We start from the raw sequence: 17,075 nt of genomic DNA, 5'->3' as shown, positions 1-17,075 counted from the left end.
GGCCGGCAGGGAGTTGATCCCTGCCGGCCTTCTTGTTCGTATGCGGACTGCTTACGCGTCTGCAGCATCCTCGAGGAGGTTGCGAGTACGGTTCGGATCCACCGGGATGCCCGGACCGGTGGTGGTCGAGACCGTGATCTTCTTCACGTAGCGTCCCTTGGCCGACGAGGGCTTCGCACGCAGGATCTCGTCCAGGGCTGCGCCGTAGTTCTCCACCAGCTTCTCATCGTCGAACGATGCCTTGCCGATGACGAAGTGCAGGTTGGCCTGCTTGTCGACGCGGAAGTTGATCTTTCCGCCCTTGATGTCGTTGACAGCCTTGGTGACATCCGCCGTGACGGTGCCCGTCTTCGGGTTCGGCATCAGGCCACGCGGTCCGAGGACACGAGCGATGCGGCCGACCTTGGCCATCTGATCAGGAGTCGCGATTGCGGCGTCGAAATCGACCCATCCACCCTGGATGCGCTCGATCAGGTCTTCTGCACCGACTACGTCAGCGCCTGCAGCCTCGGCTTCTGCTGCCTTCTCGCCAACAGCGAACACGATGACGCGAGCGGTCTTACCGGTGCCGTGGGGCAGGTTGACCGTTCCGCGGACCATCTGGTCAGCCTTACGGGGGTCGACGCCCAGACGAACTGCAACCTCAACGGTTGCATCCATCTTGGTGGACGACGTCTCCTTGGCGAGCTTTGCAGCCTGAAGCGGGCTGTAGAGCTTGTCTGCGTCGATCTTCTCAGCGGCGGCGAGGTACGCCTTGCTGCGCTTTGCCATTTGTTCTGTCCTTACTTATCACTGCAGCGAATTACCTGTGCAGTGGTGAATGGTTCAGTTGTGGTCGGGGCCTGGCCGGCCCTCCCACGTAATGCTGTGGAGCGGACTACTAGCCCTGGACCGTGATGCCCATGGAACGAGCGGTGCCGGCGATGATCTTCGCGGCCTGCTCGATGTCATTGGCATTGAGGTCTTCAGCCTTGGTCTTCGCGATTTCGCGCACCTGATCCATGGTCACCGAGGCGACCTTGGTCTTGTGCGGTTCGCCGGAGCCCTTGGCGACGCCGGCTGCCTTGAGGAGCAGCTTGGCGGCGGGAGGGGTCTTCAGCTTGAAATCGAAGGTCCGGTCTTCGTAGACCGAGATCTCGACCGGCACAACGTTGCCGCGCTGGGACTCAGTCGCCGCGTTGTAGGCCTTGCAGAACTCCATGATGTTCACGCCGTGCTGACCGAGCGCGGGACCCACGGGAGGTGCAGGGTTAGCCTGACCTGCCTGGATCTGCAGCTTGATGAGCCCGGCGAGCTTCTTCTTCTTTGGGGGCATCTCTAGTTCCTAGTTTCTAGCTTGGGTGTGTGTCTTGCGTCGAACAAATTGCAAGTTTTGGGGTGGTCAGATCTTCGCGACCTGGTTGAAGTTGAGCTCAACCGGGGTTTCACGACCGAAGATCGACACGAGAACCTTGAGCTTCTGCTGCTCGCCGTTGACCTCGCTGATGCTGGCCGGAAGGGTTGCGAACGGGCCGTCCATGACGGTGACCGACTCGCCGACCTCGAAGTCGACCTCGATGAGGGGCTTGCCGAAGGACTCGGACGGTGCCTCGCCTGCTGCGACGGCGGCCGCTGCAGCCTGCTGCTTCTTCTGCTCCTGCTGCGGGAGCAGGAACTTGACGACCTCGTTGAGGGTCAGCGGCGAGGGACGCGACGTGGCACCGACAAAACCGGTGACGCCAGGCGTGTTGCGCACGGCGCCCCACGACTCGTCGTTGAGCTCCATGCGAACGAGGATGTATCCGGGCAGAACCTTGCGGTTGACCTGCTTGCGCTGGCCGTTCTTGATCTCGGTGACCTCTTCGGTGGGAACTTCCACCTGGAAGATGTAGTCACCGACGTCGAGGTTCTGAACGCGAGTCTCGAGGTTTGTCTTGACCTTGTTCTCGTAACCGGCGTACGAGTGGATGACGTACCAGTCGCCCGGGGCGCGACGAAGCGCAGCCTTGAGTTCGGCAACGGGATCCTCGACCTCGAGCTCGGCGGCGGGAGCGGCCTCGTCGGAGTTCTCGGCATCGTCGGAGATGACGTCCTCGGTCGCTGCAGCGTCTGCGTCGGCGCCTTCGGCAACGTCTGCATCGGTGCCTTCGGCAACCACGACGTCTACTTCGGCTGCCGCCTCGGCAGAAACACGCTCTTCGGCCAAAGCCTCATTCGTGTCGTTCTCGGGGGTGCTCACTGGGGCACTCGCTTCCTCTCGTTACTCGGACCCGGGTCGGGTCTTGTCGCGCTCGCAGGCAAAGACGCCCGGCTGCTACGGCGATCAGCCGAACAGCCAGGTGACACCCTTGATCACAGCGATATCGACGCCGCTGATGAAAGCGACCATGAAGACCACGAACGTCAGCACGACGCTGGTGTAGGTGATCATCTGCTTGCGGTTCGGCCAGATGACCTTACGGAGTTCTGCGATTACCTCGCGGAAGAACTTGCGCAGGCGCTTGAAGATGTTGTCTTTCTTCGCCTTGGGCTTCTTGCCTGGGTTCGTTGCAGTCGGCTTGGCCGAAGATGTCCGGGATGCCGTCCGGGCCGGAGTCTTCACGGTGGACGCGCTGACCGAGGCGCCGCGTGCAGCGCGCTTGCCGGTCGGCTTGTTGGAAACCCCACTAGGTGCGGAGGGTGCCTTCTCGGCGCCCTCCTTGTCCAGCGACAGATCGGAACGCGTAGTCGCGTCAGCTGCAGTGTCGTCGACACCGGTCGAATCGGCAGACGTTGAAGTCTCCGCATCCGAAGTGTCGGCGTCGCGCTTGGCGCGCTCCTCGCTCACGTCGTTCCTCTCAGTCGCTGGCATCCGGGGGCAGGGGCGACAGGACTTGAACCTGCAACCTGCGGTTTTGGAGACCGCTGCTCTGCCAGTTGAGCTACGCCCCTTTGGTTGACCTCGACAGGTAGACCCTGCCTGAATCAACCGTTCTGCGATCACACAACATACGCGCTACCCGAGGTGAATGCCTTGCAACATTCAGGGCAGCGCGCAGCGCTGAGGAATCCCAGAAATCTCAGTGTACTTCAAAGCCCCGGAACAAACACAATCCGCCCTGCGATCAGGCTAGACGGACCGTGGCGGTGGCCCGACCGAAGATTTTCTTACCTTCGGACTTGGCCACGATTGCCAGTACTGCAGTCTTGCTTTCTTCGTCGACCGACTTCACCTTGGCGGTGAACTCGATCTCGGCCGCCTTGTCGGCTGCCACGATCACCGGGCTCGTGAACCGTACGTTGTACTCGGTCACTGCGCCCGGATCTCCCAGCCATTCAGTGACGTAGCCGGCACCGATACCCATGGAGAGCATGCCGTGCGCGACGACGTCCGGCAAGCCGGCAAGTCGAGCGACCTCGTCGCTGAAGTGAATCGGATTAGGATCTCCCGAAACACCCGCGTAGTTGGCGAGGTTTCCACGCGTCAGGGTGACGGACTTCTCGGGGAGAAGTTCGCCGACACTGACGTCGGAAAATTTACGAAGCGACATGCATCATCACGTCCTTGACTGCGTGGGCGATGTTCTCGTCCACTTCCCCACCCGTACGAGCAACGAGCGTCGTCCACGTGGTGACAACTGCTTCGTCGTTCTGATCGGTGATGATGTTCTTGGTCACGATGATGTCGCTACCTGCGGCCTGCCTGAACGAATCCAGGAAAACGTCGCAGAAGAGTCGGTCACCGACCTGCATGGGCTTGTGCAGCACCAGTCGCTGATCGGTCTGAAGAATCTGACTCAGGTCGTAGCCTGTGACGATCTCTTCGAACAGACGTCGCTGAGCAATGGCACCCACGATGGCGACGAACGTGATGGGAGCGATCAGGCCGTCGTATCCGAGGCCTTTGGCTGCCGACTCGTCGTAGTGCGCGGGATGAGCGTCCTGGACGGCGCGAGCGAACTCGCGCACCTTCTCGCGTCCGACCTCGTAGAAGTCTTCGACACGATAGTGGTGACCGACCATCTGGACGGCATGAGCGGCCGGGTCCGTAGGGACCTCGGCCGCTGCCTGGTTCTCTTGCAAATCTGTCACGCGGTGAGACTCTCTTCTAGCTAGGACCCGAAGACGCAGGCCCAGAGAGGGTCTTCCGCGAAAATCGTCGTCCTGTTAAGGACTTACTACTTCGACTCGCGATGCGACTGGTGGGTTCCGCAGTTGGGGCAGAACTTCTTGAGCTCCAGGCGATCGGGGTCGTTGCGCCGATTCTTCTTGGTGATGTAGTTGCGGTGCTTGCATACCTCGCAGGCCAAGGTGATCTTGGGCCGAACGTCGGTCGAGGAGGCCACGGGATGCCTTCTTTCGGGTGTATCTGATTACGAGCAATCAGGGTGGATCATGCATATTGTGTAGCGGTGACCGGACTTGAACCGGCGACGCAACGATTATGAGTCGTTTGCTCTACCAACTGAGCTACACCGCCTCGGTGTCGAGTGTCGCGCGGAAAGCACGGCACCACAATCCAGCGAGCCCCCTAACGGAATCGAACCGTTGACCTTTTCCTTACCATGGAAACGCTCTACCGACTGAGCTAAGGGGGCGTGGCTCAGGAGTGCGTTGCCGCTCTCTTGAAGCCTCCGAAAGATTACACACGAACGAGCGCCAGCACCAAATCCGCTGGTCATCGGGGCAAAAATGGTGCCGGAGCCCATTGTTGCACCGATCGGGGCCGCTGGCGAGGGCTTTGCGGGAACCCGCTTGACCCTGCACTCCCCCGAAACCCTCCCCCGAGGCCCCTGAGCCGCGGCCGGCGTCGGCGTCACCAGCGCGTCCGACCTCGGAACACGCACAAAAAAGTCAGCCCCGACTCTCGTGAAGAGAATCGGGGCTGACTTGGGGTGGCAGATGTAGGATTCGAACCTACGTAGGCATAAGCCGACGGATTTACAGTCCGCTCCCATTGGCCGCTCGGGCAATCTGCCGTGCTTGCACCAGGTTTCGATCCGGCGCATTCGCAAGTATATCGCGACGTGCGGCGGCCGAAAACGGCTTCCTCGGTGCGGTGAGAAGAATACAACGAACACACCCCCATTTTGCAAACCGGGTGGTAACGGGCGGTGCCGACCCGATAACGTCGAGGTGTCCACCGGTATGGAAGGTGGGCGGAACTCGATGTTCGTGAACTACCGGAAAGCGGGAGTGTGAAGTGGCTGATTCGTCCTTCGACGTGGTGAGCAAGGTTGACCGTCAAGAGGTGGACAACGCCCTACATCAGGCTGCCAAGGAGTTGACCACGCGTTTCGACTTCCGAAACACGGGAGCGTCGATCGAGTGGTCTGGTGAAGAGACGATCACGTTGAACGCCGACACCGAGGAGCGACTGCTGGCCGCCCTCGACGTGTTCAAGGAGAAGTTGATCCGTCGTGACATCTCGCTGAAGGCATTCGATGCCGGCGAGCCGGCGCAGTCCGGAAAGATCTACAAGCTGTCCGGAACCTTGGTCCAGGGCATCAGCAGCGAGAACGCGAAGAAGATCACCAAGAAGATCCGCGACGAGGGCCCCAAGGGCGTCAAGGCGCAGATCCAGGGTGAAGAGCTTCGTGTGAGCAGCAAGAAGCGCGACGACCTCCAGGGCGTCATCTCCCTGCTCAAGGGTGAGGACTTCGGGATCGCCCTGCAGTTCGTGAACTACCGGTAGTAGGGGCTGCGCCCCCGTGCGCGGTTAAGGAGTCCTGGGACTGCCTAACCGCGCACAGGGGCCGAAGGCCCTACATCCCGGCCATCTTCTCCAAACGCTCGATCCGGTCCGCCATGGGCGGATGCGTGGAGAACAGCTTGCTCACCTTGTCCCCCGCTCTGAAGGGGTTGGCAATCATCAGGTGAGACTGCGCGGCGAGCTTCGGTTCGGGCGGCAACGGCGCGGCCGCGACGCCCGACTCGAGCTTCCGTAGCGCCGACGCCAACGCCAACGGGTCACCGGTGAGCTCGGCTCCCGATTGATCGGCCTGATACTCGCGAGAGCGCGAGACGGCCAGCTTGACCACGGTTGCCGCGATCGGTCCCAATAGGGAGACGAGCAGCAGCGCGATCGGATTACTTCCCTGCCCGTTCCCTCGGCCACCGAAGATGCTCGCGTACATAGCGAAGTTGGCCAGACCCGAGATGACGCTGGCCATCGCGCCGGCAACGGACGAAATCAGTATGTCCCGGTTGTAGACGTGGGAGAGTTCGTGCCCGAGCACGGCCCGCAATTCGCGTTCGTTCAAGATCTGCATGATTCCGCTGGTCACGCATACCGCGGCGTGACGAGGGCTACGACCGGTGGCAAACGCGTTCGGGGCGTTCGTGGGGCTGATGTACAGCCGAGGCATCGGTTGGTGCGCTGTCGTGGCGAGTTCGCGCACGATCCGGTAGATCGCCGGTGCCTCGACCTCGGTGATGGGCTGCGCGCGCATCGATCGGAGCGCCAGTTTGTCGCTGTTGAAGTAGACGTAGGCATTCATGCCGACGGCAAACAGAACGGATCCCCACAGAAGGAACGGGCTGTTGAACAGCGAGCCGATGAAGACGATCAGCGCCGACATCCCCACCAACAACCCGAATGTCTTCGCACCGTTCGCGTAGCCGTGCAAACTGCTCACCTCTTGCCTCGCCGGAGCCGAAGGCTCACCCGAACTGCCCGGCGTGTGCACCGGGTCTGTTCAGTCAACGAAGGACAGGGTCATCAGGGTTCCCACCCAGGGTCGTCAGGGATTCACCCCAGGGACTATCGGGGTTTCCACCCGGGAACCCCGATTCGTCGAGTGTCAGCCGACTCGTTCGATCGTGTAGTCCACGAGACGCACCAGCGCTTCGTTCGCCGGCCCCTGGGGCAGTTCGGCCAACTGAGCCTTTGCCGCGACGGCGTACTCGCCGAGCTTTGCCTTTGCCTTGACCATGCCCGGCGAACGCTCGAGCAGTTCGAGTGCCTCGTCTACCAGTGCATCTTCGGTGACCGGGCCCGCGAGCAGCTCCCGCAGGCGATCTGCGTCGGCTCCTTCTTCGCGGAACGCGTACAGAACAGGCAGGGTGTGCACGCCCTCGCGCAGGTCGGTGCCCGGTGTCTTGCCGGACTGCGCCGACACGGACGAGATGTCGATGATGTCGTCGGAGATCTGGAATGCGGTGCCGACGGCGTCACCCAGGCGCTCGAGGCGCTCGATGTGAGCTGCGTCGGCGCCGGAGAAAGTGCCGCCGAATCGTCCGGATGCAGCGATGAGCGAACCGGTCTTCTCCCACACGACCTTGAGGTAATGCTCGACCGGATCCTGTTCCTTCTTGACGCCGATCGTCTCGCGCATCTGGCCGGTGACCAGCTCTGCGAAGGTTTCGGCGATGATCCGAACGGCTTCAGGCCCGAGCGTCGATACCAGGCGTGATGCGTGCGCGAACAGATAGTCGCCGGCCAGGATCGCCACGCTGTTTCCCCAGCGGGCGTTGGCGCTGGGTGCTCCGCGCCGCATGGAGGCCTCGTCCATGACGTCGTCGTGATAGAGCGTTGCGAGGTGAACGAGTTCGGTGACGGTCGCTGCGGTGATGATCGACGGATCGTTCGGCACCGGTCCGAGCTGCGCGGTCAGGATCGTGAACAACGGACGGAAGCGCTTTCCCCCGGCGCGCGCGAGGTGCAGCGCTGCCTCGGTGAGGAAGTCTTCTCCGTCGGACAGCTCGCTGACCAACAACTCCTCGACATCGGAGAGTCCACCACGCACTACTGCGGCGAGCTGTTCGTCGCCGAGGTCGATGCCTGCAACGACGGTGCTCGATGCGGTTGCGTCGGCAGCAGTCTTTTCGGTGCTCACGATGTCAGTACCCATTCCTGTCGTCAGTGACGGCTCGGTTCCCACGGTAGTGAACCTAGCGGTTCGCACTCGGGACGGCCTCGCCACGGTGGCGATCGCGAGCCTGGGAAGATGTGAGTGTGTCCGTAGAAGAGCAGTCCCCCGTCGTCGATTCGCTTCCGACCGAAACCGACATTGTGGTCATCGGCGCAGGTCCCGCGGGTTCTTCGGCCGCTGCATGGGCCGCCCGCAGCGGCCGAGACGTCGTCCTCGTGGACGCTGCCGTGTTCCCGCGAGACAAGACTTGTGGTGATGGACTCACTCCGCGCGCCGTAGCGGAACTGGATCTCCTCGGCCTGGGTGAGTGGGTTCGGTCACATACGACGAACAAGGGCCTGCGATTGTCCGGTTTCGGACAAGAACTCGAACTCGAGTGGCCGGGGACGTCGTTCCCGCCGATCGGCAGTGCCATCCCCCGCACCGAACTCGACGACGCCATTCGCCGGTGCGCAGTCGAATCCGGCGCGGTCATGGTCGAGGGCACCAAAGCAGTGGACGTCGAACTCGACGGTGATCGAGTTGCCGCCGTCGTACTCGCCGGCCCCTCGGGAAGCAGCACCCTTCGTTGTCGGACGCTGATCATCGCCGACGGCGTTCGCTCGACGCTCGGCAAGAAGCTGGGACGGCAGTGGCACCGGGACACCGCGTACGGCGTCGCGGCACGCGCGTATGTCGCGACGCCGCGCAGCGCCGATCCGTGGATCACCTCGCATCTGGAACTGCGGGACGGCGAGGGCACGTTGCAGGCGGGGTACGGCTGGATCTTCCCGCTCGGCACCGGCGAGGTGAACATCGGCGTCGGGACACTGGCGACGTCGAAGCGTCCGGCACCAGGTGCCCTGCGACCCTTGCTCGACCTCTACACCGATCAGCGCCGAGGCGAGTGGCAGTGGAGCAGCGAAATACATTCCGTCGCTTCGGCTTTGCTACCCATGGGAGGAGCAGTTTCCAACATCGCCGGACGCAACTGGGCCGTGATCGGTGACGCCGCGGCGTGCGTGAACCCGCTCAACGGTGAGGGCATCGACTACGGCCTCGAAGGCGGACGTTTGGTGGTCGAACAGCTCGGCGCCGACGATCTGACGCAGCTGTGGCCGAGCGTGCTTCGGGAGCATTACGGGCAGGCGTTCTCGGTCGCGCGCCGGCTCGCAGGCCTGCTGACAGTTCCGCAATTCCTGCCGGCGTCGGGTCCGATCGCGATGCGCTCACGGGCGCTGATGACGGTCGCCGTGCGGGTCATGGGGAACCTCGTCACCGATGCCGACGCCGATCTGACGGCGAAGGCCTGGCGCGCGTCGGGGGCCGCGTCGAGAAAGATCGACTCCCGACCGCTGTTCGGTTGAGCAAGTGCTGTGCGCCTTTATTAACCGCCGGGGGTTAATAAAGGCGCACAGCAGGTTCAGGCAGTTGCGTAATGCAGCGCCACGATTCCGCCGGTGAGGTTGCGCCACTTGACGTTCTTCCACCCGGCTGCCTCGATCTTGCGGGCCAACTCTTCCTGGGTCGGCCAGGCACGGATCGATTCGGCGAGGTAGACGTAGGCGTCGGGATTACTACTGACAGTGCGTGCGACCCGCGGGAGCGCCTTCATGAGGTATTCCATGTAGACCGTGCGGAAGGGTCCGAAGACGGGCGTCGAGAACTCGCTGACGACGAGACGTCCGCCCGGCTTTGTGACGCGGGCGATCTCACGCAGTCCGGCCTCGAAGTCGGAGACGTTGCGCAGGCCGAAGGAGATCGTCGCGGCATCGAAGACGTTGTCGGCATAGGGCAGGTACATCGCGTCACCTGCGACCATCGGAACCTTGCGCGAGATTCCGGCCTTCAGCATTCCCTTGGAGAAGTCGGTGGCGACGCACCACGCACCGGAGCGTCCCAGTTCGACGGTCGAGACACCGGTTCCGGCGGCGAGGTCGAGTACCTTCTCGCCCGGCTTGAGGTCGAGGGCTTCGCGGGTGGCCTTGCGCCAACCCTTGTCCTGGCCGAAGGACAGCACGGTGTTGGTGAGGTCGTATCGCTCCGCGACGTCGTCGAACATCGACGCGACTTCGTGCGGTTGCTTCTCGAGAGTTGCTCGGGTTCCGTGTGTAGTGGCCACACCCGAAACGCTACCAACCCTCGGGCAGCGAGGGCGTTCAGGCTGCTCTGACACCTGTTCGCCGCCCGAGGCCCTGCACGTCCTCGTAGTGACGGAGCAACTCTTCGCAGAGTGCCGGCCAGGTCCGGTGAAGCACCGAGCGCCTTGCCGCGGAGCCGAACTGCACCCGCAGATCCCGCTGACGAAGTGCGTCGACCGCGCTTGGCAGGAGTTCGGTGAACCTGTCGGTCGGCAGAAGGTAGCCGTTGCGGCAATGCGAGATCAGGTCACGCGGGCCGCCGGCGTCCGGTCCCACGACGGGGACACCGCTGGCGAGAGCTTCCTGGACCGCCTGGCAGAAGGTCTCGTGCTCGCCGGGGTGAACGAATACGTCCAGGCTCGCGTACGCATCGGCCAGGTCGGTACCGCCGAGTTGTCCGGTGAAGATCGCGTCCGGCATCAGTCGCTGCAGATTCTGCCGGTCCGGGCCGTCGCCGACGACGACGATCTGCACACTGGGATCGGCGGCCAGCACGGCCAGTCGCTCGACGTGCTTTTCGGGCGCGAGGCGACCGACGAAACCGACCACCAACCGGTCGCTGTCGCCGATCCAGGACTGCCGCAACACCGAGCTACGACGCGAAGGCGCGAATCGTTGTGCGTCGACGCCCCGGGCCCATCGGTGCACACGCGGAATGCCGTGCTCTTCGAGCGCGTCGACTGCCGACGTGGAGGGCGCGAGGGTCCTGTTGCAGCTCTTGTGGATTCGACGGGTCCACGCCCACGCGGCGCGGCTCGTGACGCCGAGCCCGTAGCTTTCGGCAAATCCGGCGACATCGGTCTGATACACCGCGACGGTGGGGATTCCGAGCCTCTTGGCGACGGCCACTCCCCCGGCGCCGAGCAGGAACGGCGATGCCAGATGGACGACGTCGGGCGCGAAGGTCCGCACGGCTGTGGTCAATCGTGGTTGCGGCAGACCGACGGGAAGTGAACTGACTTTGGGAACCATGACCGCCGGCACCCGAACCACCTGCACGCCGTCGTGTTCGGTGGCGGCAGAGGTGTCGGATCCGACGGTGTCTGGCGCAATGACCATGGCGTCGTGGCCAGTGCGATCGAGGTGTTCGAGCACGCGTAGTACCGAGTTGGTGACGCCGTTCATGTTGGGCAGGAATGACTCCGCAACGATGGCTACTCTCACATCGAGAACGGTGACAGGGCCAGGAAAAGTCCACGTCATGTTCGTGTGAAGTTCGGGCGAAGCGCGAACTAACTCGAGGCGACCGGCGCCGAACCTGCCGCCTGCGCTTCCCGCTTGCGCAGGTACCAGATCGACGATCCGGCCAGGAGCCATGTCACGACGATCACGGATCCGGCCGGGATCAGCGCCACCGTCGCGTTGCGTCCTGCCACCCGGACCAAATCGGGGTCGACCTTGGAGTACTCGACTTCGATACGTTGTCCCACAGTCAGATTGGTGGGATAGAGCACGCCCAGTTCAGGGTTGTGATTCGCGCCGTCCGGAGTCACGAAGCTGATCGCCGACCGTAGCGAGCCCGCCGAGAGCACCTCGGCGGTTGCGGTCCCCATGTTCGATTCGATGGTCCGATCGTTGCGCCAGGCACCGAGAACCAGGATCACCGCGAGCACCGAAATGCCGACCGCAACCACCAGTACGCCGATGCGGAGGCGACGCAGAACCGTTTGCGTCACAGCTGTGCCCGCACGGAAGCGTGGAGTTCGCGCAGTCCACTGCGATCCGTCGCGACCTCGAGAACCCGAATGCCGTTGGCCGGTTGCGCCAGCGTCGTTGCCAGGGCGTCGACGCTGACGGCTGCGTGCGGCACGCGGTAGGCGGCGCACAGCGCAGCGAGGTCCATGCCGTGGGGTGTTCCGAACACTCGCTCGAAGACGCCGGCGTACTGCGGGTCGCCTTGTTCGAGGAGCTCGAAGATACCGCCGCCGTCGTCGTTGGCTACGACGATGGTGAGGTCGCTCGGCCTCGGCTCACCGGTCCCGATCAGCAGCCCGGACGCGTCGTGCAGGAAGGTCAGGTCGCCCATGAGAGCGACGGTCCGTCCGCCCTCGTACGCCAATGCGGCACCGACCGCCGCCGAGACGGTGCCGTCGATACCTGCGACGCCGCGATTCGACAGCACCCGCACGGCGGGCTTGGGATAGCTCACGAGTGCCGCATCGCGAACAGGGTTGGATGCGCCGAGCAGAAGCTGGTCGCCGTCCGCGAGAGCATCCATCACAGCAGCTGCCACGTGTAGGCCGGTGGCCTTGGGGTGGGCGTCGAGTTGTTTGCGGACGGCAGTTTCGGCGTGTTCGGTCAGCGCGGCGCAGCGAGCAATCCAGGCGGGATCGGGCGTCCCGGTGACCACTGCCCTGGTTCCGGTGGCGAGTACGTTGCCGGACACGTCGGGCCAGCGCGGCCCGGTTGTCAGCGCATAGACGTCGACGCTCGGGTCGGCCAGCACCTTCGAGACCTGACGATGCAACGTCGGGCGGCCGGTGATGATCGCCTGCTTGGGCTTGAGTTGCGAGAGCGCGAGTGGATGCAGTGCGATCCCGTGCATCGGAGCCGTCGGCTCGGCCACCGTCGGCAGGCCGGCCAGCTCGGGTCGAAGTGCGCTGCCGTGTCCGGAAATGACCACCGTATCTGCGGTGAGGTCCAGATCGACCGGAACATCGAGCGTCGCGTTCTGGGTGGTGGTCCAGGCTGCACCGCCGGGACGGCCTTCCGGAACCGGTCCCTGGACGTGCACGTCCGGCACCAGCGGCTCACGGAGTGGGATGTCGAAATGCACCGGACCCGCGTTTCCGGATCGGGTTCCGCGGGCAGCGGCGAGGACCCGGCAAACCGCCGAGCGCCATTGGCTGTTCTGTGTCGAATCGTCCTCGGCCAAGCCCAGGCTGATGGTTGCGCGGACTTGACTGCCGAAGAGCCCGAGTTGCTCGACGGTCTGGTTGGCTCCGGTGCCGAGCATCTCGTACGGCCGGTTAGCGCTCAGGACCACCAACGGCACTCGCGCGTAGTTGGCCTCGAGGACCGCAGGTCCGAGATTCGCGACGGCGGTCCCGGAGGTCATCACGATGGGGACCGGACGTTTACCGGCGATTGCCAGTCCGAGTGCCAGAAAGCCTGCCGTCCGCTCGTCGATCCGCATGTGCAGACGCAACCGGCCGTCGAGATCGGCAGCCTGGAGGGCAAAAGCGAGGGGTGCGTTGCGAGAGCCTGGACACAGCACGACTTCACGCACGCCACCACGAACCAGTTCGTCGACGACGGCTGTGGCTTGTGCAGTGGACGGATTCACGCCTTCAAGAGTGTCAGATGTTCAGGCGCAGGCGTGCCGAGGGGCAGCGAGGGGCGGCATTATGTGTGGGTGCGCACACTCTTCGATCCAGCCGAGCTCGAACCCCGCCGGTTCTATCAGTTACTCACCGCTTCGGTGGTTCCCCGGCCGATTGCGTGGGTGTCCACGGTGTCGGGCGACGGCGTCGGCAATCTGGCTCCGTACAGCTTCTTCACCGTGGCCAGTTCGGCGCCGCCGATCGTGCAGTTCACGTCGGTCGGACGCAAGGACAGTCTGCGCAACATCGAAGCGACCGGCGAATTCGTGATCAACCTGGCGACCGCCGCGCTCGCCGACGTGGTGAACGAGAGTTCCGCCTTCTACGACGCCGAGGCCGACGAATTTCTCGAGTTGAACGTTCGTAGCGAGCCGAGCGAGCGGGTTCGCCCCGTCCGGGTCGCCGACTCCCCGATCGCCATCGAATGCACGCTCCACCAGGTCATCGAGGTCGGTAATTCCTTTGTCGTGATGGGAAACGTGGTCGCGGTCGCAGTACGTCCCGAGGCCGTCGCCGACGACGGGCTACCGGACTTCGCGGCAATCGCACCGATGAGCCGACTCGGCCGAGCGCAATGGGGTCTTCCGCCCGAAGTCGTCGAAAAGGACAGACCCACCACTCCACAGCGACCCTAAATCAGGTTAGGGTTACCTGATTAGGTACGAGTAACAGATAATCAGGGAGCAACCAGTCATGGCCAAGCGCGCCAAGTTCGTGAAACCGGCCTCACGCAGCATCGTGTCGGCGCAGGTCGTGGCGAACAAACGTATAAGCCCCAGCTTCATCCGAGTGACCATCGCCGGCGAAGAACTGTCCACCATCGCACCGATGGGTGCCGATCAGTGGTTCCGCATGTTCATCCCACAGGTCGGCCAGAGTGAACTCCGATTGCCGAGCGCGGCAAGCAATCTCTGGTACGCGCAGTATCTGTTGATGTCCAAGGACACGCGACCCGTCGTGCGCAACTACACGATTCGCGCCTACCGTGCTGCCGGAGCAGGCCTCTTCGGCGAGACCACGGAGATCGACATCGACTTCGCCTACCACGGCGACATCGGCCCGGCATCCGCGTGGGCGGACACCGCGTCGGCCGGCGACAAGGTCGCGCTGCTGGACGAAGGCTGCATCTACAACCCCACACCCGAGGCCAAGTGGCAACTGCTCGTCGGCGACGAGAGTGCGCTCCCAGCGATCATCGGCATTCTGGAAACCGCGCCAGCAGATCTGCGTGCCGAGGTCTTCGTCGAGATTCCGAACATCGAAGACAAGCAAGACATTCCGGAGCTGGCGAACGTCAACGTTCACTGGCTCGTTCGCGAGGACGAACATGCGACGCCGGGTGTTCTCACGCTCGAAACCGTCCGCGCTGCCGAGCTGCCCGAGGGGCCGTCGTACACGTTTGTCGCCGGCGAACAGGCTCTCACCACAGGGCTGCGTCGACATCTCGTGAACGATCGAAAGTTCGCCAAAACCGACATCACCTTCACCGGTTTCTGGCGTCACGGACATTCGGCTCACTGACAAAAGCACCGACAACGACGAGTGGCCCGGGAGAAACTCCCGGGCCACTCGTTGTTTTACGTTCGCTTATGCAGCGTGCTTCTGGATCACATCGCCCAGACGCGGCAGAGCTGCAGTCACATGCTTCTTGGCCGAACCGCGCAGCTTCGAGTACATCGACTTGACGACAGCCTTGTCGCTACCCTCGATGCGCTCGTCCGTCACCTCGAGGAGGGAATCGGCGACCGCGTCGCCGCGGGCACTGATGAAATCGGCGAAGCTGCCTTCACCGGAAGCCGAGAATTCCTGCCAGTACGGCTCGAGCTTTGCCACGAAAGCCGGCAGAAGCGCGGTGACGGCGTCCGGCACGATGGACGGGCTCACCTTCTTGACCGCGCCGTAGCCACCCTTGAGAGCCAGCCCTGAGGCCCCCGACTTATCCGAAACCTCTGCGTCGATCAAGGTCTGCACGTCCGCGACGACCGCGGGAACCCGTGATTCCTCGAGCAGGGTTTCGTTCAGAGCTGCAACCACTTTCGATCCCTTCATTCTTCACTGATGTTCATCAGGTCGCGCCCGAGACTATACGAAATTCGGCTGGTCTCTACTGCCGAGTATCCGATGGCAGCGCCTGGCGCGCTCCAACCACCAGTCGCGCCGGTCGGCGGGCGCCGCCAACGTCTCGAGCAGAACCGGATCAGGCTCGACGGCACCAACGGACAAAGCGCCGTCGGCGGCTGCTTCGGTGACCGCGACATCCCGGACGAACAAGCCACCCGTGCCGAGACCACAGGCAAACGGAAGCGAGGGCAAGGCTGCCGCGGCCGCCAGTCCCGCGGACATCCCCACAGCCGTGTCCAGCGCACTCGAGACCACCACCGGTACCCCGTAGTCCGCCAGCTGCGCCGACAGGGCCACCACAGCACGCATCCCGCCCAACGGCGGCACCTTCACGACGGCGACGTCCGCTCCCCCGGCTCGTACGACACGCAGCGGGTCCTCGGCACGGCGAATGCTCTCGTCGGCAGCGATCCGCACACCGGTCCCCGCCGCGCGGACCCTGACCAGTTCCTCGACGCTTGCGCACGGTTGCTCGGCGTATTCGAGTTCACCGTCTTCGGTGACGGCACGCAAAGCCGTGATCGCCTCGTCCACGCTCCAACCGCCGTTGGCGTCGACGCGCACGTTCGGGATGTGCCGACGCACCTCGTTCACCCGGGCGACGTCCTGCGCCAACGTCTGTCCCTTCTCGGCGACCTTGACCTTGGCGGTCCGGGCCCCGGGGAAACGCTCCAACAATTGCGGAACGGCAGACGCGTCGATCGCCGGAACAGTGGCGTTCACGGGCACTGCCGGACGAAGCGCAGGCGGTGGCCCCAGCCACGCCGCCTCGATCCCGGCGAGTAACCACTGCGACGCCTCGCCGTCGTCGTACTCGACGAAGGGTGCGAATTCTCCCCACCCGGCCGGGCCACGAACGAGCAGAGCCTCACGAGTCGTGATGCCGCGAAAGCGAACTCGCATCGGCAGCGCGAGCACCACGGCGTCCGCGATCAGATCGTCGAACGAGGGGAACATGTCAGGGCTGTCCTGGAAGCAGTTCGATCATGAGCGCATCACCGTCGGCGAGGAGCTTGCCGTCGAGGTCGGTCAGGCGCGCGCTGACGAAGGTCTTGCGCCCCTCGACCCGATCCACCTTCCCTTCGATCACCAGTTGCGTGTTGAGCGGAGTGATCGCGCGGTAGTTGATGTGGAGGTAGCCGGTCCGGGAGATCGGACGGCCGCCCGCGTGGACCGTCATCCCGAAAATGTCGTCGAACAACAGGGGCAGTACACCGCCGTGAGCGGCGCCGTTGCCACCCAGGTGGTAGCGGCGGAAGACGCCGGTACTGCGGACTCCTTCGGTGTCGAACTTCTCGACCATCCACGGGAGCATGAGGAGGCTGCCGCGTCCGGGCAGTTGGATGTTGGAGCCCGCAGGTGACTTGCCCTCCGGCACCTCGTACGGCGTCAGCCGATCGGCAAGCTCTTCGGCTTGCGTGGCGATGTCAGCGAGTACGTCGTCGGGAACGTTGGTCGAGACCGCAAGGTCCTGCAACCTGCGCATAGCCTCGACGAAACGCCCGAAGTCCGGACCTGCGGGAGTGTGCCGGAACCGCGGAAATCCGCCCCGGTTCTCACCGTCTGTGACGATCTCCGTGCCATCTGCGGTTTGTTCGCTCATGACCTGCACGTTAGCGCGCCCGGGAACATGTTCTACCTCAGGTATCCGTTAGACGCGCGACGCTTGCCTCTATCGT

The 17,075-nt window shown here is 63.7% G+C and carries 20 protein-coding genes and 4 tRNA genes; 4 read left to right on the top strand and 20 right to left on the bottom strand.

All coding sequences use genetic code 11. The features are described from left to right. Positions 1-51 precede the first annotated feature (51 nt). The 11 genes from rplA to G8767_RS19175 form a co-directional block, all read right to left on the bottom strand. Positions 52-771, bottom strand: a complete 720-nt coding sequence (rplA, locus tag G8767_RS19225; RefSeq protein WP_003941982.1) for a 50S ribosomal protein L1 — start codon at positions 769-771, stop codon at positions 52-54. A gap of 109 nt (positions 772-880) precedes the next feature. Further along, positions 881-1,315, bottom strand: coding sequence for a 50S ribosomal protein L11 (rplK, locus tag G8767_RS19220; RefSeq protein WP_003941896.1), 435 nt, complete (start codon positions 1,313-1,315; stop codon positions 881-883). Positions 1,316-1,381: 66 nt separating this feature from the next. Next, positions 1,382-2,218, bottom strand: a complete 837-nt coding sequence (gene nusG, locus G8767_RS19215; RefSeq protein WP_166811203.1) for a transcription termination/antitermination protein NusG — start codon at positions 2,216-2,218, stop codon at positions 1,382-1,384. A gap of 84 nt (positions 2,219-2,302) precedes the next feature. Beyond that, positions 2,303-2,806, bottom strand: a complete 504-nt coding sequence (gene secE, locus G8767_RS19210; RefSeq protein WP_166811200.1) for a preprotein translocase subunit SecE — start codon at positions 2,804-2,806, stop codon at positions 2,303-2,305. Positions 2,807-2,837: 31 nt separating this feature from the next. After that, a tRNA-Trp gene (locus tag G8767_RS19205) sits at positions 2,838-2,910 on the bottom strand. A 173-nt stretch (positions 2,911-3,083) separates the two neighbouring features. Next, the gene (gene hadB, locus G8767_RS19200) at positions 3,084-3,509 is read right to left on the bottom strand and encodes a (3R)-hydroxyacyl-ACP dehydratase subunit HadB (RefSeq protein WP_047268906.1); all 426 of its coding nucleotides are present in this window, start codon (positions 3,507-3,509) and stop codon (positions 3,084-3,086) included. Beyond that, positions 3,496-4,050 (bottom strand): (3R)-hydroxyacyl-ACP dehydratase subunit HadA, encoded by a 555-nt coding sequence (hadA, locus tag G8767_RS19195; protein ID WP_019744315.1) that lies wholly within the window; start codon positions 4,048-4,050, stop codon positions 3,496-3,498. Before hadA ends, hadB begins: the two co-directional genes overlap by 14 nt. An 86-nt stretch (positions 4,051-4,136) precedes the next feature. Further along, entirely contained in the window at positions 4,137-4,304 is a 168-nt protein-coding gene (gene rpmG / locus G8767_RS19190) for a 50S ribosomal protein L33 (RefSeq protein WP_003941903.1), read from the bottom strand. A 61-nt stretch (positions 4,305-4,365) separates the two neighbouring features. Further along, positions 4,366-4,438: transfer RNA gene (locus G8767_RS19185), tRNA-Met, on the bottom strand. A 45-nt stretch (positions 4,439-4,483) separates the two neighbouring features. Next, a tRNA-Thr gene (locus G8767_RS19180) sits at positions 4,484-4,556 on the bottom strand. Between the two features lie 298 nt (positions 4,557-4,854). Further along, positions 4,855-4,937: transfer RNA gene (locus G8767_RS19175), tRNA-Tyr, on the bottom strand. Positions 4,938-5,161: 224 nt separating this feature from the next. Here G8767_RS19175 and G8767_RS19170 point away from each other — a divergent pair. Next, positions 5,162-5,653, top strand: a complete 492-nt coding sequence (locus G8767_RS19170; RefSeq protein WP_003941854.1) for a YajQ family cyclic di-GMP-binding protein — start codon at positions 5,162-5,164, stop codon at positions 5,651-5,653. Between the two features lie 70 nt (positions 5,654-5,723). Here the strand turns inward: G8767_RS19170 and htpX are convergent, their stop codons facing one another. Beyond that, positions 5,724-6,587 (bottom strand): zinc metalloprotease HtpX, encoded by an 864-nt coding sequence (gene htpX / locus G8767_RS19165; protein ID WP_029254860.1) that lies wholly within the window; start codon positions 6,585-6,587, stop codon positions 5,724-5,726. Positions 6,588-6,761: 174 nt separating this feature from the next. Continuing rightward, positions 6,762-7,811, bottom strand: a complete 1,050-nt coding sequence (locus G8767_RS19160; protein WP_166811198.1) for a polyprenyl synthetase family protein — start codon at positions 7,809-7,811, stop codon at positions 6,762-6,764. Positions 7,812-7,909: 98 nt separating this feature from the next. Between G8767_RS19160 and G8767_RS19155 the strand changes: the two genes are divergently transcribed. Continuing rightward, a complete protein-coding gene (locus G8767_RS19155; RefSeq protein WP_166811196.1) occupies positions 7,910-9,178 on the top strand; it encodes a geranylgeranyl reductase family protein in 1,269 nt (422 codons plus the stop codon). A 56-nt stretch (positions 9,179-9,234) separates the two neighbouring features. On the opposite strand, the gene G8767_RS19150 is transcribed toward G8767_RS19155, so the two are convergent. From G8767_RS19150 to menD, 4 genes are all read right to left on the bottom strand, one after another. After that, positions 9,235-9,933, bottom strand: a complete 699-nt coding sequence (locus tag G8767_RS19150; protein ID WP_042925614.1) for a demethylmenaquinone methyltransferase — start codon at positions 9,931-9,933, stop codon at positions 9,235-9,237. Positions 9,934-9,970: 37 nt separating this feature from the next. Beyond that, a complete protein-coding gene (locus G8767_RS19145; RefSeq protein ID WP_346843010.1) occupies positions 9,971-11,116 on the bottom strand; it encodes a glycosyltransferase family 1 protein in 1,146 nt (381 codons plus the stop codon). Between the two features lie 68 nt (positions 11,117-11,184). Continuing rightward, positions 11,185-11,628, bottom strand: coding sequence for a DUF3592 domain-containing protein (locus G8767_RS19140; RefSeq protein ID WP_166811194.1), 444 nt, complete (start codon positions 11,626-11,628; stop codon positions 11,185-11,187). Further along, the gene (menD, locus tag G8767_RS19135; RefSeq protein WP_095970341.1) at positions 11,625-13,238 is read right to left on the bottom strand and encodes a 2-succinyl-5-enolpyruvyl-6-hydroxy-3-cyclohexene-1-carboxylic-acid synthase; all 1,614 of its coding nucleotides are present in this window, start codon (positions 13,236-13,238) and stop codon (positions 11,625-11,627) included. The genes G8767_RS19140 and menD overlap by 4 nt, the downstream gene beginning before the upstream one ends. 69 nt (positions 13,239-13,307) lie before the next feature. On the opposite strand from menD, the gene G8767_RS19130 reads away from it, so the two are divergent. Then, positions 13,308-13,910, top strand: coding sequence for a flavin reductase family protein (locus G8767_RS19130; protein WP_095970474.1), 603 nt, complete (start codon positions 13,308-13,310; stop codon positions 13,908-13,910). Between the two features lie 58 nt (positions 13,911-13,968). Beyond that, positions 13,969-14,796: a siderophore-interacting protein gene (locus G8767_RS19125; RefSeq protein WP_050655828.1), complete on the top strand. Its 828-nt coding sequence runs from the start codon at positions 13,969-13,971 to the stop codon at positions 14,794-14,796. A 66-nt stretch (positions 14,797-14,862) separates the two neighbouring features. On the opposite strand, the gene G8767_RS19120 is transcribed toward G8767_RS19125, so the two are convergent. The 3 genes from G8767_RS19120 to G8767_RS19110 are packed head-to-tail and all read right to left on the bottom strand — an operon-like array spanning position 14,863 to position 16,999. After that, on the bottom strand, positions 14,863-15,309 hold the full coding sequence (locus tag G8767_RS19120) for a hypothetical protein (RefSeq protein WP_003941973.1): 447 nt from the start codon (positions 15,307-15,309) through the stop codon (positions 14,863-14,865). 48 nt (positions 15,310-15,357) lie between these two features. Then, positions 15,358-16,353, bottom strand: coding sequence for an o-succinylbenzoate synthase (locus tag G8767_RS19115; protein WP_166811192.1), 996 nt, complete (start codon positions 16,351-16,353; stop codon positions 15,358-15,360). Position 16,354: 1 nt separating this feature from the next. After that, entirely contained in the window at positions 16,355-16,999 is a 645-nt protein-coding gene (locus G8767_RS19110) for a PaaI family thioesterase (protein WP_095970475.1), read from the bottom strand. Positions 17,000-17,075: the final 76 nt, after the last annotated feature.

This window comes from Rhodococcus sp. IC4_135, from assembly GCF_011602025.1.
Taxonomy (GTDB): domain Bacteria; phylum Actinomycetota; class Actinomycetes; order Mycobacteriales; family Mycobacteriaceae; genus Rhodococcus_F; species Rhodococcus_F baikonurensis.
The sequence above is the reverse complement of the archived record's forward strand: the minus strand, read 5'-3'. Positions and strand labels throughout refer to the sequence as shown.

Excerpts from the sequence above, each read along its gene's own strand:
- rplA (WP_003941982.1), bottom strand. The coding sequence starts at position 771 with ATGGCAAAGCGCAGCAAGGCGTACCTCGCCGCCGCTGAGAAGATCGAC.
- rplK (WP_003941896.1), bottom strand. The coding sequence starts at position 1,315 with ATGCCCCCAAAGAAGAAGAAGCTCGCCGGGCTCATCAAGCTGCAGATC.
- hadB (WP_047268906.1), bottom strand. The coding sequence starts at position 3,509 with ATGTCGCTTCGTAAATTTTCCGACGTCAGTGTCGGCGAACTTCTCCCC.
- G8767_RS19160 (WP_166811198.1), bottom strand. The coding sequence starts at position 7,811 with ATGGGTACTGACATCGTGAGCACCGAAAAGACTGCTGCCGACGCAACC.
- G8767_RS19125 (WP_050655828.1), top strand. The coding sequence starts at position 13,969 with ATGGCCAAGCGCGCCAAGTTCGTGAAACCGGCCTCACGCAGCATCGTG.
- G8767_RS19115 (WP_166811192.1), bottom strand. The coding sequence starts at position 16,353 with ATGTTCCCCTCGTTCGACGATCTGATCGCGGACGCCGTGGTGCTCGCG.
- G8767_RS19110 (WP_095970475.1), bottom strand. The coding sequence starts at position 16,999 with ATGAGCGAACAAACCGCAGATGGCACGGAGATCGTCACAGACGGTGAG.